The sequence below is a fragment of the Aquimarina aggregata genome (assembly GCF_001632745.1).
Taxonomy (GTDB): domain Bacteria; phylum Bacteroidota; class Bacteroidia; order Flavobacteriales; family Flavobacteriaceae; genus Aquimarina; species Aquimarina aggregata.
The window spans coordinates 395214-411214 of record NZ_LQRT01000002.1 but is presented as its reverse complement, the minus strand read 5'-3'; the positions used below and the strand labels follow the sequence as shown (position 1 = coordinate 411214).

Sequence of the window (16001 nt, the reverse complement as noted above, 5' to 3'; positions counted from 1 at the left end):
CAAAGATTGACAAGATATTTTCATATGCCCTACAAGCGTATTTAAATTATTAAAATTGACATAAACCTTGTGCTCTTTCTTATCAAAATTTACAACGTTTGTATTGAAAACCATAAACCAAGATAAATTGATCTATTTAAATTATTAGCAAACAAGGAAATTATAAGCAATTTAAGCAATTAGCCAATGTATTTATGATATTGTATCTACTTAAATAGCGCAATAAAGAACATATGTCATCCGTTAAAAAACATATGTTCTTAAAAACAAACCTTATGCTTTGTAATTTTACACAAAACACCCAGATGAAAAAGAAACCTTCAATAAAATTACTGCTTTTATTACTGATCACTCTAAACACATCAACAACTAGTTGTAGTAATGACAATAACCCAGAAACAGAAGAAGCTGTAGATACCATAAATCCTACTATAGAATGTATTTCAAATATTAATGAAACTGTAGATGCCTCTTCAAATGGTAAAGAAGTAACCTATACCGCCCCTGTAGGTACAGATAACAAACCAGGAGCAATAACAACACAAACAGCGGGATTAGCTTCTGGAGCAATGTTCCCTGTTGGGACCACCACAAATACCTATGAGGTAAAAGATGTTGCTGGTAATACTACATCTTGTAGTTTTGAAGTTATCATAACAAGAAACCAACCCCCATCTAATAATGTTCCATATTTTACAGGGGAAGACCCAGCTCCTTCTGGTAAGTCGTGGAGTAAGGTAGAAAACTTATCTGATGAGTTTAATGATGGTACTTTTGATGAAACTAAATGGTTAAACACAGACCCAAAAAGGTGGATTGGTAGAGCTCCAGGAATTTTTAAACAAAACACGGTAACAGAAACCGATAATAACCTTAAACTAACCGCTTATAAATTAGATACTCCAGAGGTAGTAAATGGCAATACATTTACACATGCAGGCTCTTATATTGGTTCAAAAGTAGCCGCACAAGTTGGATATTATTTCGAATGTAAAATGAAAGCTAACAAAACTTTTATGTCTTCTACCTTTTGGTTAATTAATCATAAAAATGAAGGTACTGGTTGTGATAGAAGAGTTACAGAGTTAGATATTCAGGAATGTGTAGGCCAAGTAACAGCAACTGCCGATTGGGCTCTTAAGTTTGATGAAACTATACACTCCAATACACACAGCAGACAGGCAGATTGTACAGATACGCCAACTGGATCTGTTGGAGGCAATACAGAATTAGGTGGAAAAGCCTGGGCTGATTATCATATCTATGGTGCTTGGTGGAAAAGTCCTACCGAAATAGAATTTTATCTGGATGGCGAAAAAGTATATACCGCTACTCCCAAAGCAAATTTTGATTTACCAATGTATTTAAGAATGGTTGTCGAGACCTATGATTGGAATTCTGTTCCTGCTGATGGAGGTATGACAGGAACTGAAGAACAAAGAACAACTTCTTATGATTGGGTAAGAACTTGGGAGCTAAAATAGAAAGAGCGCCGAAATAGTAATCAATATAAAGGTTTTGCCTTTTTGTAATTTAAATACAATATTATAAGTACAAAAAGGCAAAATTATTTTTTTAGCAAACCTTCAATACTTTTATCAATAATTTAATATTGAATAATCTCAAACTCACTTCTTCTGTTAGTTTGATGTTCTTCTTCGGTGCAGATTTTATCGTCACAGTCTATAATAGGTTGAGATTCTCCAAATCCAATAAATTGCATTCTACGAGCATTAACATATCCTTCTAGAGCTAGATAGTTTCGAGTTGACTCTGCCCTTTTTTCTGACAAAACTTGATTATAAGAATCAGTACCCCTACTATCTGTATGTGAAATAATTTTAATATAAACCGTCTTATACTTCTCTAGCTTACTCGCCAGTTTATCTAAGACTTTTTTAGAATCTGATCTGATATTCCATTTATCATAATCAAAATGTATGGGAGGCATTTTAAAATATAATTTTCCATTTTTCTCGATTACCGGCGGTCCATCTTTATCAGCAAGAAGCATTTCTCTCAGTCTGGTTTTTGAAATTTCTTCTTTATTTCTGGTACTATTCGTTTCTGTTCGAATATCTGTTACATTTATTTTTTCTTTAAAAGATGTACTATCTTTTACTGTTGTATTATTTTCATTTGTGACAGTACTTTCGTCTTGTTTTATTTTCTTTCTATCTAGATAAATCACATACGTAGCCTCATCTTTTTCTTTTATACTAATAGGTTTAGTTTTTGTTCTATACCCTGTTGCTGATGCTTTAAAGTTATATCTCCCAGGAAAAACTCTAATATCAAAACCTGCAATACTGTCTAATTGACTTTCATAAACAATTTTGTTATAATCGTCATAAAGCACAACGTCTGAATCTTTTATGTATTGATCAGATCCATAATCTCTTACTTCAAACCTAACTTTATATTCTCTTGGAAAGATTTCTCCAATTTGTGAAAAAGTATAGATATCATCTCCTACATCTTTACGGTTAGATGCAAAAAATCCATCAGTTTCATTATAGTAGGTCAATGAAAAATCATCAAAACTAGAATTTATAGGCGCTCCTAAGTTTAAAGGTCTAGTTAATCTTTCTTCTTTTAATTCTGATACAAAAATATCCATCATACCCAGTCCTAAATGACCATTTGAAGAAAAGAACAAATTACCTTCATTACTTACATAGGGAAACTGTTCTCTATTTTCTGTATTTATTTCTTCTCCAAGATTAATTGGTTTACTATATGTTCCATCAAGATCGACATCTACATAGTACAAGTCAAAATCACCATAGCCTCCCGGCATATTTGATGAAAAATAAAGCTTAGTACCGTCTGCATTTAAAGATGGATGTTCTATAGAAAAATGTACATCGTTAAAGGGTAATTTTTCTGGTTCACTCCATTCTCCATCAACATTTATCGATTTATATAAGTATATCGCATTTGTATTAATACTATCAAATTTCTTTTTTCCTTTTTCAGAATTACTTTTTGAAAGATAAATGGTTTTACCATCATTTGTAAAACAAAAATTACCTTCATGAAGCTTAGAGTTTATTTCTTTTGAAATTTCTTCAATTTCAGATATTGGATTATTGTCTTTATCCACTACAACTTTATAAATATCTAAAAAAGGTCTATGTGTCCATTTATATTTTTTATCTAATAAACTATGTGGATATCTGTCTGTCGTAAAATAAACTAGACTATCTTTTCTTATCGCACCAAACTCTGAAGCTTTAGAATTAAACCTAACTGGTTTTATTGTATAATCATCATCTTTCAATTTAAAGTCTTCTATTGTAGTGACAGCAGTCGTGCTATCAAATTCTTCTTCAGAATTGAACGATTTGTATTTTTCTAAAAAATTTAAGGACTTTTCGTATTGCCCCAAAGCCGATAGCACTTGATACATCATAAAATTATATTGATTATCATATGATTTATCACGCTCATAAAATTTACCCGAAGTCAAATACTTAAGATATCGATATGCTTCTCTAAACTGAAAAGTATTATAATATGAAGACGTTATGTTTTCTAAAATATGCTTGGTATATCCTTCTTTATTTAACTCTTCTTCATACTGTAGAGCGGCATTTATATAATCTCCTTGATCAAAAAAGCGATCTGCTCTGCTTTTGTTCTGAGCAAAGGTAATTTGTGTAAGTAAAAGTGTTACTGTTAATATTATCTGTGTCTTATTCATCTAGAAAAATCTTGGAGAAGTATGTTTATTACCAAATTTTAAAAGGTCGAAGTTGTATAACAATACAACTTCATGACTTCCATTATTATACCCACTTAAATCACTAACACTAAAGTCATAAGAATATCCTATTTTTAGATTTTGCGTAATATTAAACCCTGCTAGTGCGATAAAAGCATCTGTATAGCGATAAGAAACGCCTAACTCAAATTTATCATAAATCAATGAGTTAAGAGAAAGATCAAAAGTCAAGGGAGAGTCTATCACTTGTTTTACAACGAATGAAGGTTTTAATTTTACTTCACTTACAAAATCAAATACATATCCCGCGACTCCATAAATGTGGGTTTTGGTCTCTGCAACTCCTATACCATCTATATCGACATCGCTAGGTAATAAATTTGGTGAGGATACCCCTGCATAAAAATTGCTCGTAAACAAATACAAGCCTGCTCCTATATTTAACTGAGTTGTCGCCGAATTATCAGAAAAAGCGGGATCATCTGCTACGTCAGATCTTGAAGGATCAATTTTAAAACTATTGATACCAGCTTTTAATCCATAAGATAATTTTATACGATCGGATATCCTTGTAATATATGCAAAATCCATATTTACATAATCATTATTTACAGGAATCGCATCTCCTATCCTATCATTTACATAATTTACACTTAATTCGATTTTTTCGCTTAATGGTATATTTCCAAAAACATTTGCGGTTTGTGGTCCTCCTTCTATCCCTGTCCATTGTCTGCGATACAAAAGTCCGGTAGAAATCAATCCACTTTGTCCTGATGCATATGCTGGATTAACAGTACTCATATTATACATGTATTGAGAATACTGAGGTTCCTGCTGTCCATAAATTGCCGAGCAGAAAACTATTGTTATTATAAAAATTAATTTTATTTTCATCGGTTATCTGCTTAGGTATATACTACCTTGTATTGGTAAGTTATTTTCAAAATTTGGTGTAAAAATATAGAAGTATGTTCCTGACGGAAGGTCATCTCCTAATCGTACGGAAGTATTACTCTCTCCTCTAAACTCTTGTGTATCTCGTCGACCTTCATAAACTAGGCTACCGTATCTATTGAATATCTTTAAATCAAAATCAGGAAATGCTTCGGGTAGATTATACACTTCATCAATTCTTAAATCAAAGGTATCGTTTTGGTTATCGCCATTTGGTGATACCCCATCTTGAAAATCAAGGGTGCATAACTCTCCTGTAGATGATCGCTCTCCTGTATTTAAAATAGTAATAGTGACTCTAAGACGTTCTGACTCACAATTATCTGCATCAACATTAGCAATATAATATACTTGATTGTCCAACAATATAGGATTGTCTACAATAGGAATTTCACTTTCTAACGTATCATACCAATTAAAGTTAAGTACATCTACCTCTACATCGTCTAATCGTTTAGCATCTAGAATACAAAACTCTGGATCTGGAACTACTGGAATTGGTAAATCCACAATTTGAACAGAAACAATTAGTGAAGATTGGTCACAAGGTAATGTATTAGTAACTACATATCTAAAATTATAAATCCCGTTAGTTAAGGTTTCAAACTCTAAAACACCATCAGCACTAAGAGCTCCAGTATTATCTGTATCTTCAAACGTTCCCGTACGCGTTGTATCTCTATCCAGAAGCGAAAACAAATTAACACGGCCATCTAGTTTACAAAAAGTTTCGCTTCGATCCGTACCTATTTCTTCGGGTGTAACTAAAGTAATATTTACTGTGGCTTCATCTGCATCCGGACATCCTGTATTTGCAGGAACTGTATATGTATATATTCCAGGTCCTAAAATAGGTAACATATCATCACTAGCATCAAAAACACCTAAATGATCGGTCGAAATATACCCAAAAGGTCCTGTCCAAATACCTGTTGTATCAGGTTCTCCTTCAAGCAGATCAAAAAGAGTAATCGTTAACTCATCAGAGCATACTGCTGCATCGCTACCCTCTCCTGCATCTGGTAATTTGTCAATTGTAAAATCTAATTTAGAACTCTCTATACATCCTTCGCTTGTCGTTGTTGTATACGTAAAGCTAAAGTCTTGAGAAGTCGTTATCGTTGGAAAAACAAAATTATTATCAATCACATCACCTACAGAATTGGTCCAAACTCCTGTATCAACGATAGGATCTATTCCATTTGTTTCTAATAAGCTTCTAAGGTCTACCGATCCCAGTGATGAACATAAATTAATATCAGATGTATCTTCTCCTGTATAATCGAAAGGCAAAATTTCTATAGTAACTCTAGCTTTAAGGACATCACACGGATTTTGAGAAAATGTTGGATCTCCTGGTGGTGCATATGGATCGCAAATCTGATTTGGCGAAGGGCAATTTATATCTGGTGTGACACCATATTCAAAAGTATAAATCCCTGCAGGAGCAAATGATAGGTTTATAGTTCCCAAATAATAATCAATACTAGGGTTAAAATCTTCTAACCTATCCGGTTGTGGTATAAGTCCCAAATTCGAAGGTCCTGATACTAAACGCCAGTTTACATAAAAACTATCATCATAAACAAAATTAGTAGTACCAGTTCTTGTAAAGTTTAACTGATCAAATAAGTTTAATGTCCCTGCAGCATTTCTGCATACTCTTGGTGTAGGATTTGGTTGACTAAACGGTCTAAGCTGTTCATAAATTGTAAAGCTTACAGTAGTGGTTTGATCCATACAAACTGCAGATCGATCTTCTACAGAATATACAAAATCATACGTTTCACAACCAAACCTTAAGTTATTACCACTATCAATCAAATCATTATATATCGTTCTAAGGTTGATTCTTGAGTCTATTTCATTCTCTATTTCTCCTGTTGGATCTAAATCAGTAAGCCATATCCCCTCTTCATCTTCTTCTCTTAAGTATTGATCATCTCTCAAATCAATCTCTACATCATAAACTCCAGCCAAAATATCATCCTCACATATTTCTGTAGGTTCAGAAATACCAGATTCTACTTGCCTTACCATTGCTATTCTAACTGTTGTTTGTTCTATTCCAGAACAACCTAAAGTACCTGAAACTGTATATGTAAGTTCAAAAACTTCTTGATCCACTAAATCTACAGGATCGTTTGGTATCTCTACAAATAATCTAGACCCCACAACTCCAACAAAATTAGGACTTGTACCATTATAACTCCATACACCATTAAGATGTGGTGAAGGTATTTCACTATTTAAAGCAAACACAGTAAACAGATCAAAACCAAAGATATCCCCATCACACCCCTGTCCATTTACATCTAATGGTGGACCTGATGAGGGTAATGCTACTCCAGAATATGGTCCAAGAATTAACCTTGCTGTTCTAAATGGTTCATCACCACAGCTAGCATTTTTTAATTCGAAAAAATAATCATTTTCGGTACCCAATACTGTAGAATTTTTTAAATCCCACATAGATAAATTACCCGTGGTAGCATCAAACGCTGTATCAAATTTAGGATCTATCATCCAGATCCCATCTGCCGTAGTAGTACCAGTTTCTGTATATAAATTTATAATACCGTCTGGTGCACCATCGGTATTAAAATCAACATTTTCCATATCGCATTGTTCTATGGTAATCAACCCTAGATTACATTGCGAGTATATTTGATTGTAAGACAGCAAAAATGCTATGCATACAATGACTAAAGAATTCCCCAAAATCCCTAGTCGTTTACACTTTGTTTTCAATATATGATGGTTTAGTTATACTAAAAAAATTACTCAATTACATTCTCCAATACACTAATAAAATAATTACTTAAGCTCTAGATTTTAAAACATTAACAATATCATTAAGTTTATATCCTTTTGCTTGTAATAAAATTAAATAGTGAAATAATAAATCTGCACTTTCATTCAAAAAAAGTTCTTCATTATCATCTTTTGCTTCAATTACTACCTCTACTGCTTCTTCACCTACCTTTTGCGCTACCTTATTAATTCCTTTTCGAAACAAAGAAGCTACATAAGATTTAGAATCTTCTTGATTCTTTTTTCTATCTTCTATAACACCTTCTAATTCAGACAAAAAGCCAAAAGATTGATTATTATCTTCATTCCAACATGTATCTGTTCCTGTATGACAAGTTGGACCTTCTGGATTTACAAAAATCAATAGCGTATCATCATCGCAGTCATTCTTAATGTCGACAAGGTTCAATATGTTACCACTTTCTTCCCCTTTTGTCCATAATCTTTTTTTTGACCTGCTATAAAAAGTCACCTTTTTGGTTGTAATTGTCTTATTATATGCCTCTTCATTCATATATCCTAGCATTAGCACATTTTTTGTTGATGCATCTTGAATAATTGCAGGCACTAGTCCATCATTATTTTTATTGAAGTCTATTTTCATCTATTTTTTATTTATCATATTACTTAAGTACTGTATCATTCCTCATTTAACATACATGTACAATACTCTACGGTTTAAAGGGTATTATAATCGTACTGGAATATTTTTATCTTGTAACTCTTTTTTTAAGTCTTGAATTTCAATTTCTTTAAAATGAAAAACACTTGCTGCCAATGCTGCATCTGCTTTTCCTTGTACAAAGGTATCTACAAAATGTTTACTATTTCCTGCTCCACCAGAAGCTATTATAGGAATATTGAGTTCTGATGATAATCTAGCTAGTGCTCTATTGGCAAAACCATCTTTTGTACCATCGTTATCCATAGAAGTAAAAAGAATTTCTCCTGCCCCACGTTGTTCTACTTCTTTTGCCCAATCAAATAAATTGAGTTGTGTTGGAACCTTACCTCCTACTAAATGTACAATCCATTCTCCTTCTATTTGTTTAGCATCAATGGCAACTGTTATACATTGACTACCAAATTTTGCAGCTAAATCATTAATTAACTGAGGGTTTTTAACTGCCGAAGAATTTACTGACACTTTATCCGCTCCATTTTGTAATAAAATATCAACATCTTCTACAGACGAAATCCCACCTCCAACAGTAAAGGGGATATTAACTTTTTCTGCCACTCGAAGCACAAGATTCGCCAATGTTTTACGTCTTTCTTCGGTTGCAGAAATATCTAGAAACACTAGCTCATCTGCTCCTGCTTTTGAATATATATCTGCTAGCTCTACCGGGTCACCAGCATCGCGTAAATCAACAAAGTTCACTCCTTTTACCGTACGACCATTTTTGATATCTAAACACGGTATTATTCTTTTTGTTAGCATTAGCTTTTTTTATTTTTAATACTTAGGTCTATTCCATCGTAAAACCCTAAACTTTTTTTGTCCTTTAATTGCTTTATCCAAAATGCAATTTGCCCGGTATGGTATGAATAATGCTCTGTGACATGTATTAAGATACCAATACCAGAAAATGTAAACCCTTGCACTTCTCTTTTTCTTAATAGCTCTTCTTCTGAAATATTCTGAATAATTTCTTTTGCTCTATATAAAGTAGACTTTAACTTTTCTAAAAGTTGCTCCTTTGAATGTGTTTTCTCTTCGGAGAATTCCTTATCCCGCTCTCTATTATCTTCTAAACCTCCTAAAGAGGCAATAACATATTGAGTTATGTTTCCGCATAAATGAACTATTAGGTGCCCTATACTATTAGAATTAGTATTTGGACGTTTCCAGATATCTTCTTCTGGTAATTGATCAAAACAAAGTGATATCATTCTTGTACTTTCGTTTAAACGATATATAATTTGTTCTTTAAATTCTTTGTTTACCAATTCGCTCATGATTACGCCTTAGATAGAATATAATCTTCTAATTGTTTTAGGCTAATTCTATTCTCGTAAATAGCTTTGCCTATAATTGTTCCTTCACACCCTAGATCTTCCAATTTAGGTAATTCATCAAAGGTAGAAATACCTCCTGAGGCTATCAATTTTAAATCTTTGGTTTCTTTTAGTATCCTTGCATATAGATCAAATGAAGGGCCTTGTAACATCCCATCTTTACTAATATCTGTACAAATCACATACGACACTCCTTCTTTCTGATATTCTTGAATAAATGGGATTAATTCTTTGTCACTTTCTTCTTGCCAACCACTAACGGCAATCTTTTCATGATGTGCGTCTGCTCCTAAAATAATTTTATCTGGTCCAAACTTTTGTATCCATGCTTTAAAAACATCGGGATCCTTAACTGCTATACTTCCGCCAGTAATCTGAGATGCTCCACTTTCAAAAGCAATTCTAAGATCATCATCTGTCTTAAGTCCTCCTCCAAAATCAATTTTTAGAGCAGTTTTTGATGCTATTTGGTCTAAAATTTTATGATTTACTATATGCTTAGATTTAGCACCATCAAGATCTACTAAATGAAGATATGTAATCCCATGTGCTTCAAATTCTTTTGCTATTTCTAACGGGTTTTCATTATATATTTTTTTGGTGTTATAATCTCCTTTAGAGAGTCTTACACATTTTCCGTCTATAATATCAATTGCGGGTATTATTCTCATAACTCTAAGAAGTTTTTTAATATTTTTTCACCAACTACGCTACTTTTTTCTGGGTGAAACTGTGTCCCATAAAAATTATCTTTATGAAAAGCAGTACTATACGCTATCCCATAATCAGTTTTGGCAACAGTATCTTTTGTTAATGGAGCATAATAACTATGTACCAAATAGATATATTCTTTTTCATTAATTCCTTTAAACAAAGGTGAGGTGAGTGATGTTATCTGATTCCATCCTATTTGTGGAACCTTAACCGTAGTATCAAATCGTAAAACATCAACATCAAAGATTCCTAAGCCTGTAGTATCACCTTCTTCTGTATGATTACACATTAATTGCATCCCCAAACATATTCCCAAAACTGGCTGTTTTAATTTTGGAACTAGTGCATCCAATCCTGAGTCTTTTAATTTTTTCATTGCGCTACTTGCTTCTCCCACTCCCGGAAATATAACCTTATCTGCAGATTCTATTTCTTTAGGATCATTACTTAAAATTGCATCATACCCCAATCTTTGAATTGCAAACTTGATTGACTGAATGTTTCCTGCTCCGTAATTTATAATTACAATCTTCATTTTATTATACTTATTGCGTCTTAGCGCTCTACTATTTTTTACTCAATTTTAGTAACAAAAATTAAAGTTTATCAAAAACTTAAATTAATGTACTATAACATTCCCTTCGTACTTGGTAAAATCATTTTATCAGCATCCCGCTTTACAGCCACTTTAATCGCTTTAGCAAAGGCTTTAAAAATAGCTTCAATTTTATGATGCTCATTAGTACCTTCTGCTTTTACATTAAGATTAGCTTTTGCTCCATCTGTAAATGACTTAAAGAAGTGAAAAAACATTTCTGTTGGCATTTTACCAATCATTTCTCTTGTAAATTCTGCTTCCCAAACTAACCAATTTCGTCCTCCAAAATCAATAGCTACTTGGGCCAAGCAGTCATCCATAGGTAAACAAAAACCATAACGCTCTATCCCTAATTTGTTATCCAACGCTGTACTAAAAACCTCTCCAAGGGCGATAGCGGTATCTTCAATAGTATGGTGTTCATCTACTTCTAGATCTCCTTTTACTTTGATCTCTAAATCCATTTGCCCATGTCTAGAAATTTGATCTAACATATGATCAAAAAAATCAAGACCAGTACTAATATTACTTTTACCTGTACCATCTAAATTAAGTTTGATATAAATATCAGTCTCATTTGTTTTTCTAGAAATTTCGGCTACTCGGTCTTTTAATTTTAGAAACTCGTAAATTTTCTGCCAATCATTATTTTCTAAAGCGATATATTTATCTAACTCATCTCGTTTTACTGTAATTTCTCCTGTTCCGAGGTTTGTATTATCGTTTATAAAAATCCCTTTGGCACCTAAATTTTTTGCCAACTCCATATCGGTTAATCGATCTCCTATCACAAAAGAATTCTCTAAATCATATTCTTCAGAAAAGTATGCTGTAAGTAAACCCGTTCCTGGTTTTCTTGTATCTGCATTTTCATGTGGGAATGTTCTATCCAAAAACACTTTATCAAAAACAACACCTTCGTTTTCAAAAGATTTCATTATAAAATTATGAACAGGCCAAAATGTATCTTCCGGAAAAACATCAGTTCCTAAACCATCTTGATTCGTAATCATTACTAATTCATAATCTAATTCTTGGGCGATTTTACCTAAATACGTAAAAGCTTTGGGATAGAATATCATTTTTTCAAATGCATCAATCTGTTCGTCTACGGTTTCCTTGATCATAGTTCCATCACGATCAATGAATAATACTTTCTTTTTCATTTTTAATAATCCATTATACATTCGGGATTTTACCAAAATGTAATTATATGTTTGTTATTATTTTTATTAATCTCTTATTCTCTTCAACTGTACCCACAGTAAAACGCAATGTATTCTCACATAAAGGTTGTGTACTTCTATTTCTTACTACAATACCTTCTTCTAGTAATTGATCATATCGTTTATTAGCATCATCGACTTTGACTAAAATAAAATTAGCATCACTCTTATATACTTTTATCACAAAAGATAATGCAGACAACGTTTTCTCAAGATAAGTTCTTTGCTCTAATATTTCTGACACTTCTTGTTTCACTTGCTCTTGATTTAGAACACGCTCCAAAGCTCTTTGTTGTGTTAACTCATTTACATTATAAGGAGGCTTTATTTTATTCAAAACAGCAATAACATCTTCTGAGCCATAACAAACTCCGAGTCGTATCCCTGCCAATCCATAGGCTTTAGAAAGTGTTTGCGTAACAATAAGGTTTGGATATGATTTTATCTTAACAATCCAAGATTCTTTATCCGAAAAATCGATATACGCTTCATCTATTACTACTAATCCCTTAAAACTTTCTAATATTTCTATTATCGTATTTTCAGGAAAAGAGTTTCCTGTAGGATTGTTGGGAGAACACAGGAAAATAATCTTGGTGTTTACCGTAACTCTATTAAGAATTTCTTCAACATTAGGTTCAAAGTTATCCGAAAGAAGTACTTCTTGTTCTTCAATATTATTAATATTTGCCAATACTTTATACATTCCGTAGGTAGGAGGCAGTGTAATAATATTATCTTTTTTTGGTTCGCAAAATGCTCTGAATAAAAGATCTAATACTTCATCACTTCCATTTCCTAGCAAAATATTTTTAACCGACACTTTTTTTTGTTCTGCTAATACAGCTTTTAGACTTCTTTGTTGAGGATCGGGGTAACGATTTACCCCATTCTCGAATGGATTTTCATTTGCATCCAAAAAAATCATATCAGATCCATCGCTAACGTACTCATCCCTAGCCGAAGAGTATGGTTTTAAACCTTTTACATTTTCACGTATTATTTGGTCTATATTAAAATCTACTTTATTCATTCTTATTTAAGCTTATGTATCTAATACAATTAGAATACTATCCTTTTTTTAAACTCTCTAATCGTAAGGTAACCGCATTTTTATGTGCTTGTAATCCTTCTGCTTCTGCCATTAGTTCGATGGCTGTTCCTATATTTTGAATTCCTTTTGCCGATATTTTCTGAAAGGTCATAGATTTCATAAAACTATCCAAATTTACTCCACTATACTGCTTTGCATATCCATTTGTAGGTAGTGTATGATTTGTCCCAGACGCATAGTCTCCAGCACTTTCTGGTGTATAATCCCCTATAAAAACTGAACCTGCATTTGCAATGTTATTTATATAAAAATCTTCGTTTTTTACACAAACAATAAAATGTTCAGGACCGTATTCATTAATAAGATCAAGGGCCAACTCATCATTCTCTACATATATTAATTTTGAATTTTCTATTGCTATTCTAGCAATATCCTTTCTTGGTAATATTTCTAGTTGTTTTTCAATTTCTTGCTCAACACCGTCTATCATTTTTTTAGATGTTGTTACCATAATCACCTGACTATCTTTACCGTGTTCAGCTTGACTTAATAAATCTGAAGCTACAAAAGCGGCATTTGCATTATCGTCTGCAACGACTAGTAGTTCACTAGGTCCTGCGGGCATATCTATAGCAACACCAAACTTTGTTGCTAACTGCTTTGCAACTGTTACGAACTGATTACCTGGTCCAAATATTTTATATACTTGAGGGATCGATTTTGTACCAAAAGTCATTCCAGCTACAGCTTGAATACCTCCAACTTTACATATTTTTGTTACACCACAAAGATTTGCGGTATATAAAATAGCGGGGTTAATCTTACCTTCTTTGTTAGGTGGAGAACATAATACGATTTCTTGACATCCCGCTAAATTTGCAGGTATAGCTAACATTAAAATCGTAGAAAATAGAGGTGCAGTTCCTCCTGGAATATATAGTCCTACTTTTTGAATAGGTCTTTTTTCCTGCCAACAGGAAACTCCATCAACAGTTTCGACTGAAATTTTACTTGTTTTTTGGGCTGCATGAAAAGTTTCAATATTAGATTTTGCAAGGCCAATTGCTTCTTTTAATTCTTCAGAAATTATATTTTTTGCCTCTTCTATTTCTTCAACTGATACTAAAATTTCGTCTAATAATACGCCATCAAACTTTTGAGTAAACTCATTAATTGCAATATCACCTTCAGATTTAACCTTGTCAAAAACATTGAGTACGGTATTTTCTATATCGGCAACAGTTTGCGTTGGTCTTTTAAGCACTTCTAACCAAGTAGTTTTATCTGGATTGTATATCTTTTTCATATCCTATTCTGCACTGTTAATACCTCTTAATAATCAGAGAATAACAGCTTGTTTTATCTTTAAACTATAATTCTTTTTGAAAATGATATGCTATAATATCATACCCATGATTTTTCCAAAATTTATGCCCCGCTTTATTATCTATATAACAATTTAACTCTGAAGCTACGCACCCTTTAGATTTGGCATATTCAAAAATCCAATTGATTAAAAGCTTACCTATTCCTTTTCCTTGATATTCGGGTAAAATAAAAACATTATCAGGTTCTACATGTTTACCTACGTAATATTTAGTTAAAAACCACATCCCTGAAATCCCTATCAATACTTTATCATCATATACTCCAACACATTCATATCCCTGAATTAACATTTGATCAAGTCTATTTTTTAATGTATCCTCATCTATATTGGGATTAAGTTTTCTTAATAATGGTAAAATACTTTTTATGGCGTCTTTTGGAATAATCTTTATGGTATACATATATTCTACATTTACAGTACCATTTTTTCTATTGGGCAAACTAAAATCCCCTCTGCGCCTTCTTCTTTTAATTCATCAAGAATATCCCAGAATTTATTTTTTTCTACTACTGTATGAATAGAACTCCATCCTTTTTCTGCTAATGGTAATACGGTTGGACTTCTCATTCCAGGTAATATTTTTACAATATTTTCTATCTTATCATTAGGCGCATTAAGTAGTACATATTTAGAGTTTCTAGCTTTTAAAACTGATTTTATTCTAAATTGTAATTTTTCAAGAAGTTTTCTATTTTCTTTCGAAATTTTAGGAGATATTGCCAATACAGCTTCAGAAGTAAGCATGACTTCTACTTCTTTAAGGTTATTCTTAAATAAAGTACTACCACTAGATACGATATCACAAATTGCATCTGCCAAACCTATATTGGGTGCAATTTCAACTGATCCTGATATTTGGTGTAACTCGGCCGAAATTCCTTTTGTTTCTAAATATTCGTTCACTGTATTTGGATATGAGGTAGCAATCCTTTTTCCATCCAAATCTTTAATTGAATTATATTCAAAATCTTTTGGAACAGCAAGTGAAACCTTACACTTAGAAAAATTAAGTCGCTCTGCAATAGCTATATCTTTTCCTTTTTCAATAAGTACATTTTCTCCTATAATAGCTATATCTACTACTCCATCCCTTAAGTATTGCGGAATATCGCCATTTCGTAAAAACATAACTTCCATAGGAAAATTACGGGTCTCTGCTTTTAATTGATCTTTTCCATTATCAATAGAAATACCACAATCTTTAAGAATTTTTACAGAATCCTCATTAAGTCTTCCACTTTTTTGAATAGCAATTTTAATTTTTGACATTCTCTTTTTTGTTGTTGAGTTTGATCAATTTAAAACGGGATAATAACATAAAAAAACCCGCTTGAGTTGCTCAAACGGGTTATTAATATTATTATATAAATTATATACATATCATACCTACCACGCCTGAGCGAAAATATAATGGTGATGATGATGTAGAAATAAGTTTTTCATTGAATTTTTAAATACTCTGCGAATTTATAAAAAATATTTTTTTTAAAAACGTATTT

General features: G+C 32.4%; 14 protein-coding genes. 1 reads left to right on the top strand and 13 read right to left on the bottom strand.

Annotation, left to right across the window (positions count from 1 at the left end; all coding sequences use genetic code 11):
• Window positions 1–305: 305 nt before the first annotated feature.
• Window positions 306–1484 carry an HYR domain-containing protein gene (locus tag AWE51_RS03530; protein WP_066310955.1) on the top strand — a complete coding sequence of 393 codons (1179 nt, stop codon included), beginning with the start codon at window positions 306–308 and terminating at the stop codon, window positions 1482–1484.
• 122 nt (window positions 1485–1606) lie between these two features.
• Here the strand turns inward: AWE51_RS03530 and AWE51_RS03525 are convergent, their stop codons facing one another.
• The 13 genes from AWE51_RS03525 to hisG form a co-directional block, all read right to left on the bottom strand.
• Window positions 1607–3706: an OmpA family protein gene (locus AWE51_RS03525; RefSeq protein ID WP_066309534.1), complete on the bottom strand. Its 2100-nt coding sequence runs from the start codon at window positions 3704–3706 to the stop codon at window positions 1607–1609.
• The gene (locus AWE51_RS03520) at window positions 3707–4624 is read right to left on the bottom strand and encodes a PorP/SprF family type IX secretion system membrane protein (protein WP_066309532.1); all 918 of its coding nucleotides are present in this window, start codon (window positions 4622–4624) and stop codon (window positions 3707–3709) included. It lies immediately after the preceding gene.
• Window positions 4625–4627: 3 nt separating this feature from the next.
• Window positions 4628–7435: a gliding motility-associated C-terminal domain-containing protein gene (locus tag AWE51_RS03515; RefSeq protein ID WP_232517330.1), complete on the bottom strand. Its 2808-nt coding sequence runs from the start codon at window positions 7433–7435 to the stop codon at window positions 4628–4630.
• A gap of 70 nt (window positions 7436–7505) precedes the next feature.
• Window positions 7506–8102 (bottom strand): bifunctional phosphoribosyl-AMP cyclohydrolase/phosphoribosyl-ATP diphosphatase HisIE, encoded by a 597-nt coding sequence (gene hisIE / locus AWE51_RS03510; protein ID WP_066309529.1) that lies wholly within the window; start codon window positions 8100–8102, stop codon window positions 7506–7508.
• Window positions 8103–8186: 84 nt separating this feature from the next.
• On the bottom strand, window positions 8187–8942 hold the full coding sequence (hisF, locus tag AWE51_RS03505; RefSeq protein WP_066309525.1) for an imidazole glycerol phosphate synthase subunit HisF: 756 nt from the start codon (window positions 8940–8942) through the stop codon (window positions 8187–8189).
• Window positions 8942–9460 carry a DinB family protein gene (locus tag AWE51_RS03500; protein WP_066309522.1) on the bottom strand — a complete coding sequence of 173 codons (519 nt, stop codon included), beginning with the start codon at window positions 9458–9460 and terminating at the stop codon, window positions 8942–8944. Before AWE51_RS03500 ends, hisF begins: the two co-directional genes overlap by 1 nt.
• A 2-nt stretch (window positions 9461–9462) precedes the next feature.
• Window positions 9463–10191, bottom strand: a complete 729-nt coding sequence (gene hisA, locus AWE51_RS03495; protein ID WP_066309519.1) for a 1-(5-phosphoribosyl)-5-[(5-phosphoribosylamino)methylideneamino]imidazole-4-carboxamide isomerase — start codon at window positions 10189–10191, stop codon at window positions 9463–9465.
• Complete coding sequence (hisH, locus tag AWE51_RS03490; RefSeq protein WP_066309516.1) at window positions 10188–10769, bottom strand: imidazole glycerol phosphate synthase subunit HisH; 582 nt, start codon at window positions 10767–10769, stop codon at window positions 10188–10190. The genes hisA and hisH overlap by 4 nt, the downstream gene beginning before the upstream one ends.
• Window positions 10770–10861: 92 nt before the next feature.
• Window positions 10862–11998 (bottom strand): bifunctional histidinol-phosphatase/imidazoleglycerol-phosphate dehydratase HisB, encoded by a 1137-nt coding sequence (gene hisB / locus AWE51_RS03485; protein WP_066310948.1) that lies wholly within the window; start codon window positions 11996–11998, stop codon window positions 10862–10864.
• Window positions 11999–12041: 43 nt separating this feature from the next.
• Window positions 12042–13091 (bottom strand): histidinol-phosphate transaminase, encoded by a 1050-nt coding sequence (gene hisC / locus AWE51_RS03480; RefSeq protein ID WP_066309515.1) that lies wholly within the window; start codon window positions 13089–13091, stop codon window positions 12042–12044.
• Window positions 13092–13128: 37 nt separating this feature from the next.
• A complete protein-coding gene (gene hisD, locus AWE51_RS03475) occupies window positions 13129–14418 on the bottom strand; it encodes a histidinol dehydrogenase (RefSeq protein ID WP_066309513.1) in 1290 nt (429 codons plus the stop codon).
• Window positions 14419–14482: 64 nt separating this feature from the next.
• On the bottom strand, window positions 14483–14902 hold the full coding sequence (locus AWE51_RS03470; RefSeq protein WP_066310946.1) for a GNAT family N-acetyltransferase: 420 nt from the start codon (window positions 14900–14902) through the stop codon (window positions 14483–14485).
• A gap of 11 nt (window positions 14903–14913) precedes the next feature.
• Complete coding sequence (hisG, locus tag AWE51_RS03465; protein ID WP_066309510.1) at window positions 14914–15771, bottom strand: ATP phosphoribosyltransferase; 858 nt, start codon at window positions 15769–15771, stop codon at window positions 14914–14916.
• Window positions 15772–16001 lie beyond the last annotated feature (230 nt).

Excerpts from the sequence above, each read along its gene's own strand:
- AWE51_RS03530 (WP_066310955.1), top strand. The coding sequence starts at position 306 with ATGAAAAAGAAACCTTCAATAAAATTACTGCTTTTATTACTGATCACT.
- AWE51_RS03525 (WP_066309534.1), bottom strand. The coding sequence starts at position 3,706 with ATGAATAAGACACAGATAATATTAACAGTAACACTTTTACTTACACAA.
- AWE51_RS03520 (WP_066309532.1), bottom strand. The coding sequence starts at position 4,624 with ATGAAAATAAAATTAATTTTTATAATAACAATAGTTTTCTGCTCGGCA.
- hisIE (WP_066309529.1), bottom strand. The coding sequence starts at position 8,102 with ATGAAAATAGACTTCAATAAAAATAATGATGGACTAGTGCCTGCAATT.
- hisF (WP_066309525.1), bottom strand. The coding sequence starts at position 8,942 with ATGCTAACAAAAAGAATAATACCGTGTTTAGATATCAAAAATGGTCGT.
- AWE51_RS03500 (WP_066309522.1), bottom strand. The coding sequence starts at position 9,460 with ATGAGCGAATTGGTAAACAAAGAATTTAAAGAACAAATTATATATCGT.
- hisA (WP_066309519.1), bottom strand. The coding sequence starts at position 10,191 with ATGAGAATAATACCCGCAATTGATATTATAGACGGAAAATGTGTAAGA.
- hisH (WP_066309516.1), bottom strand. The coding sequence starts at position 10,769 with ATGAAGATTGTAATTATAAATTACGGAGCAGGAAACATTCAGTCAATC.
- hisB (WP_066310948.1), bottom strand. The coding sequence starts at position 11,998 with ATGAAAAAGAAAGTATTATTCATTGATCGTGATGGAACTATGATCAAG.
- hisC (WP_066309515.1), bottom strand. The coding sequence starts at position 13,091 with ATGAATAAAGTAGATTTTAATATAGACCAAATAATACGTGAAAATGTA.
- hisD (WP_066309513.1), bottom strand. The coding sequence starts at position 14,418 with ATGAAAAAGATATACAATCCAGATAAAACTACTTGGTTAGAAGTGCTT.
- AWE51_RS03470 (WP_066310946.1), bottom strand. The coding sequence starts at position 14,902 with ATGTATACCATAAAGATTATTCCAAAAGACGCCATAAAAAGTATTTTA.
- hisG (WP_066309510.1), bottom strand. The coding sequence starts at position 15,771 with ATGTCAAAAATTAAAATTGCTATTCAAAAAAGTGGAAGACTTAATGAG.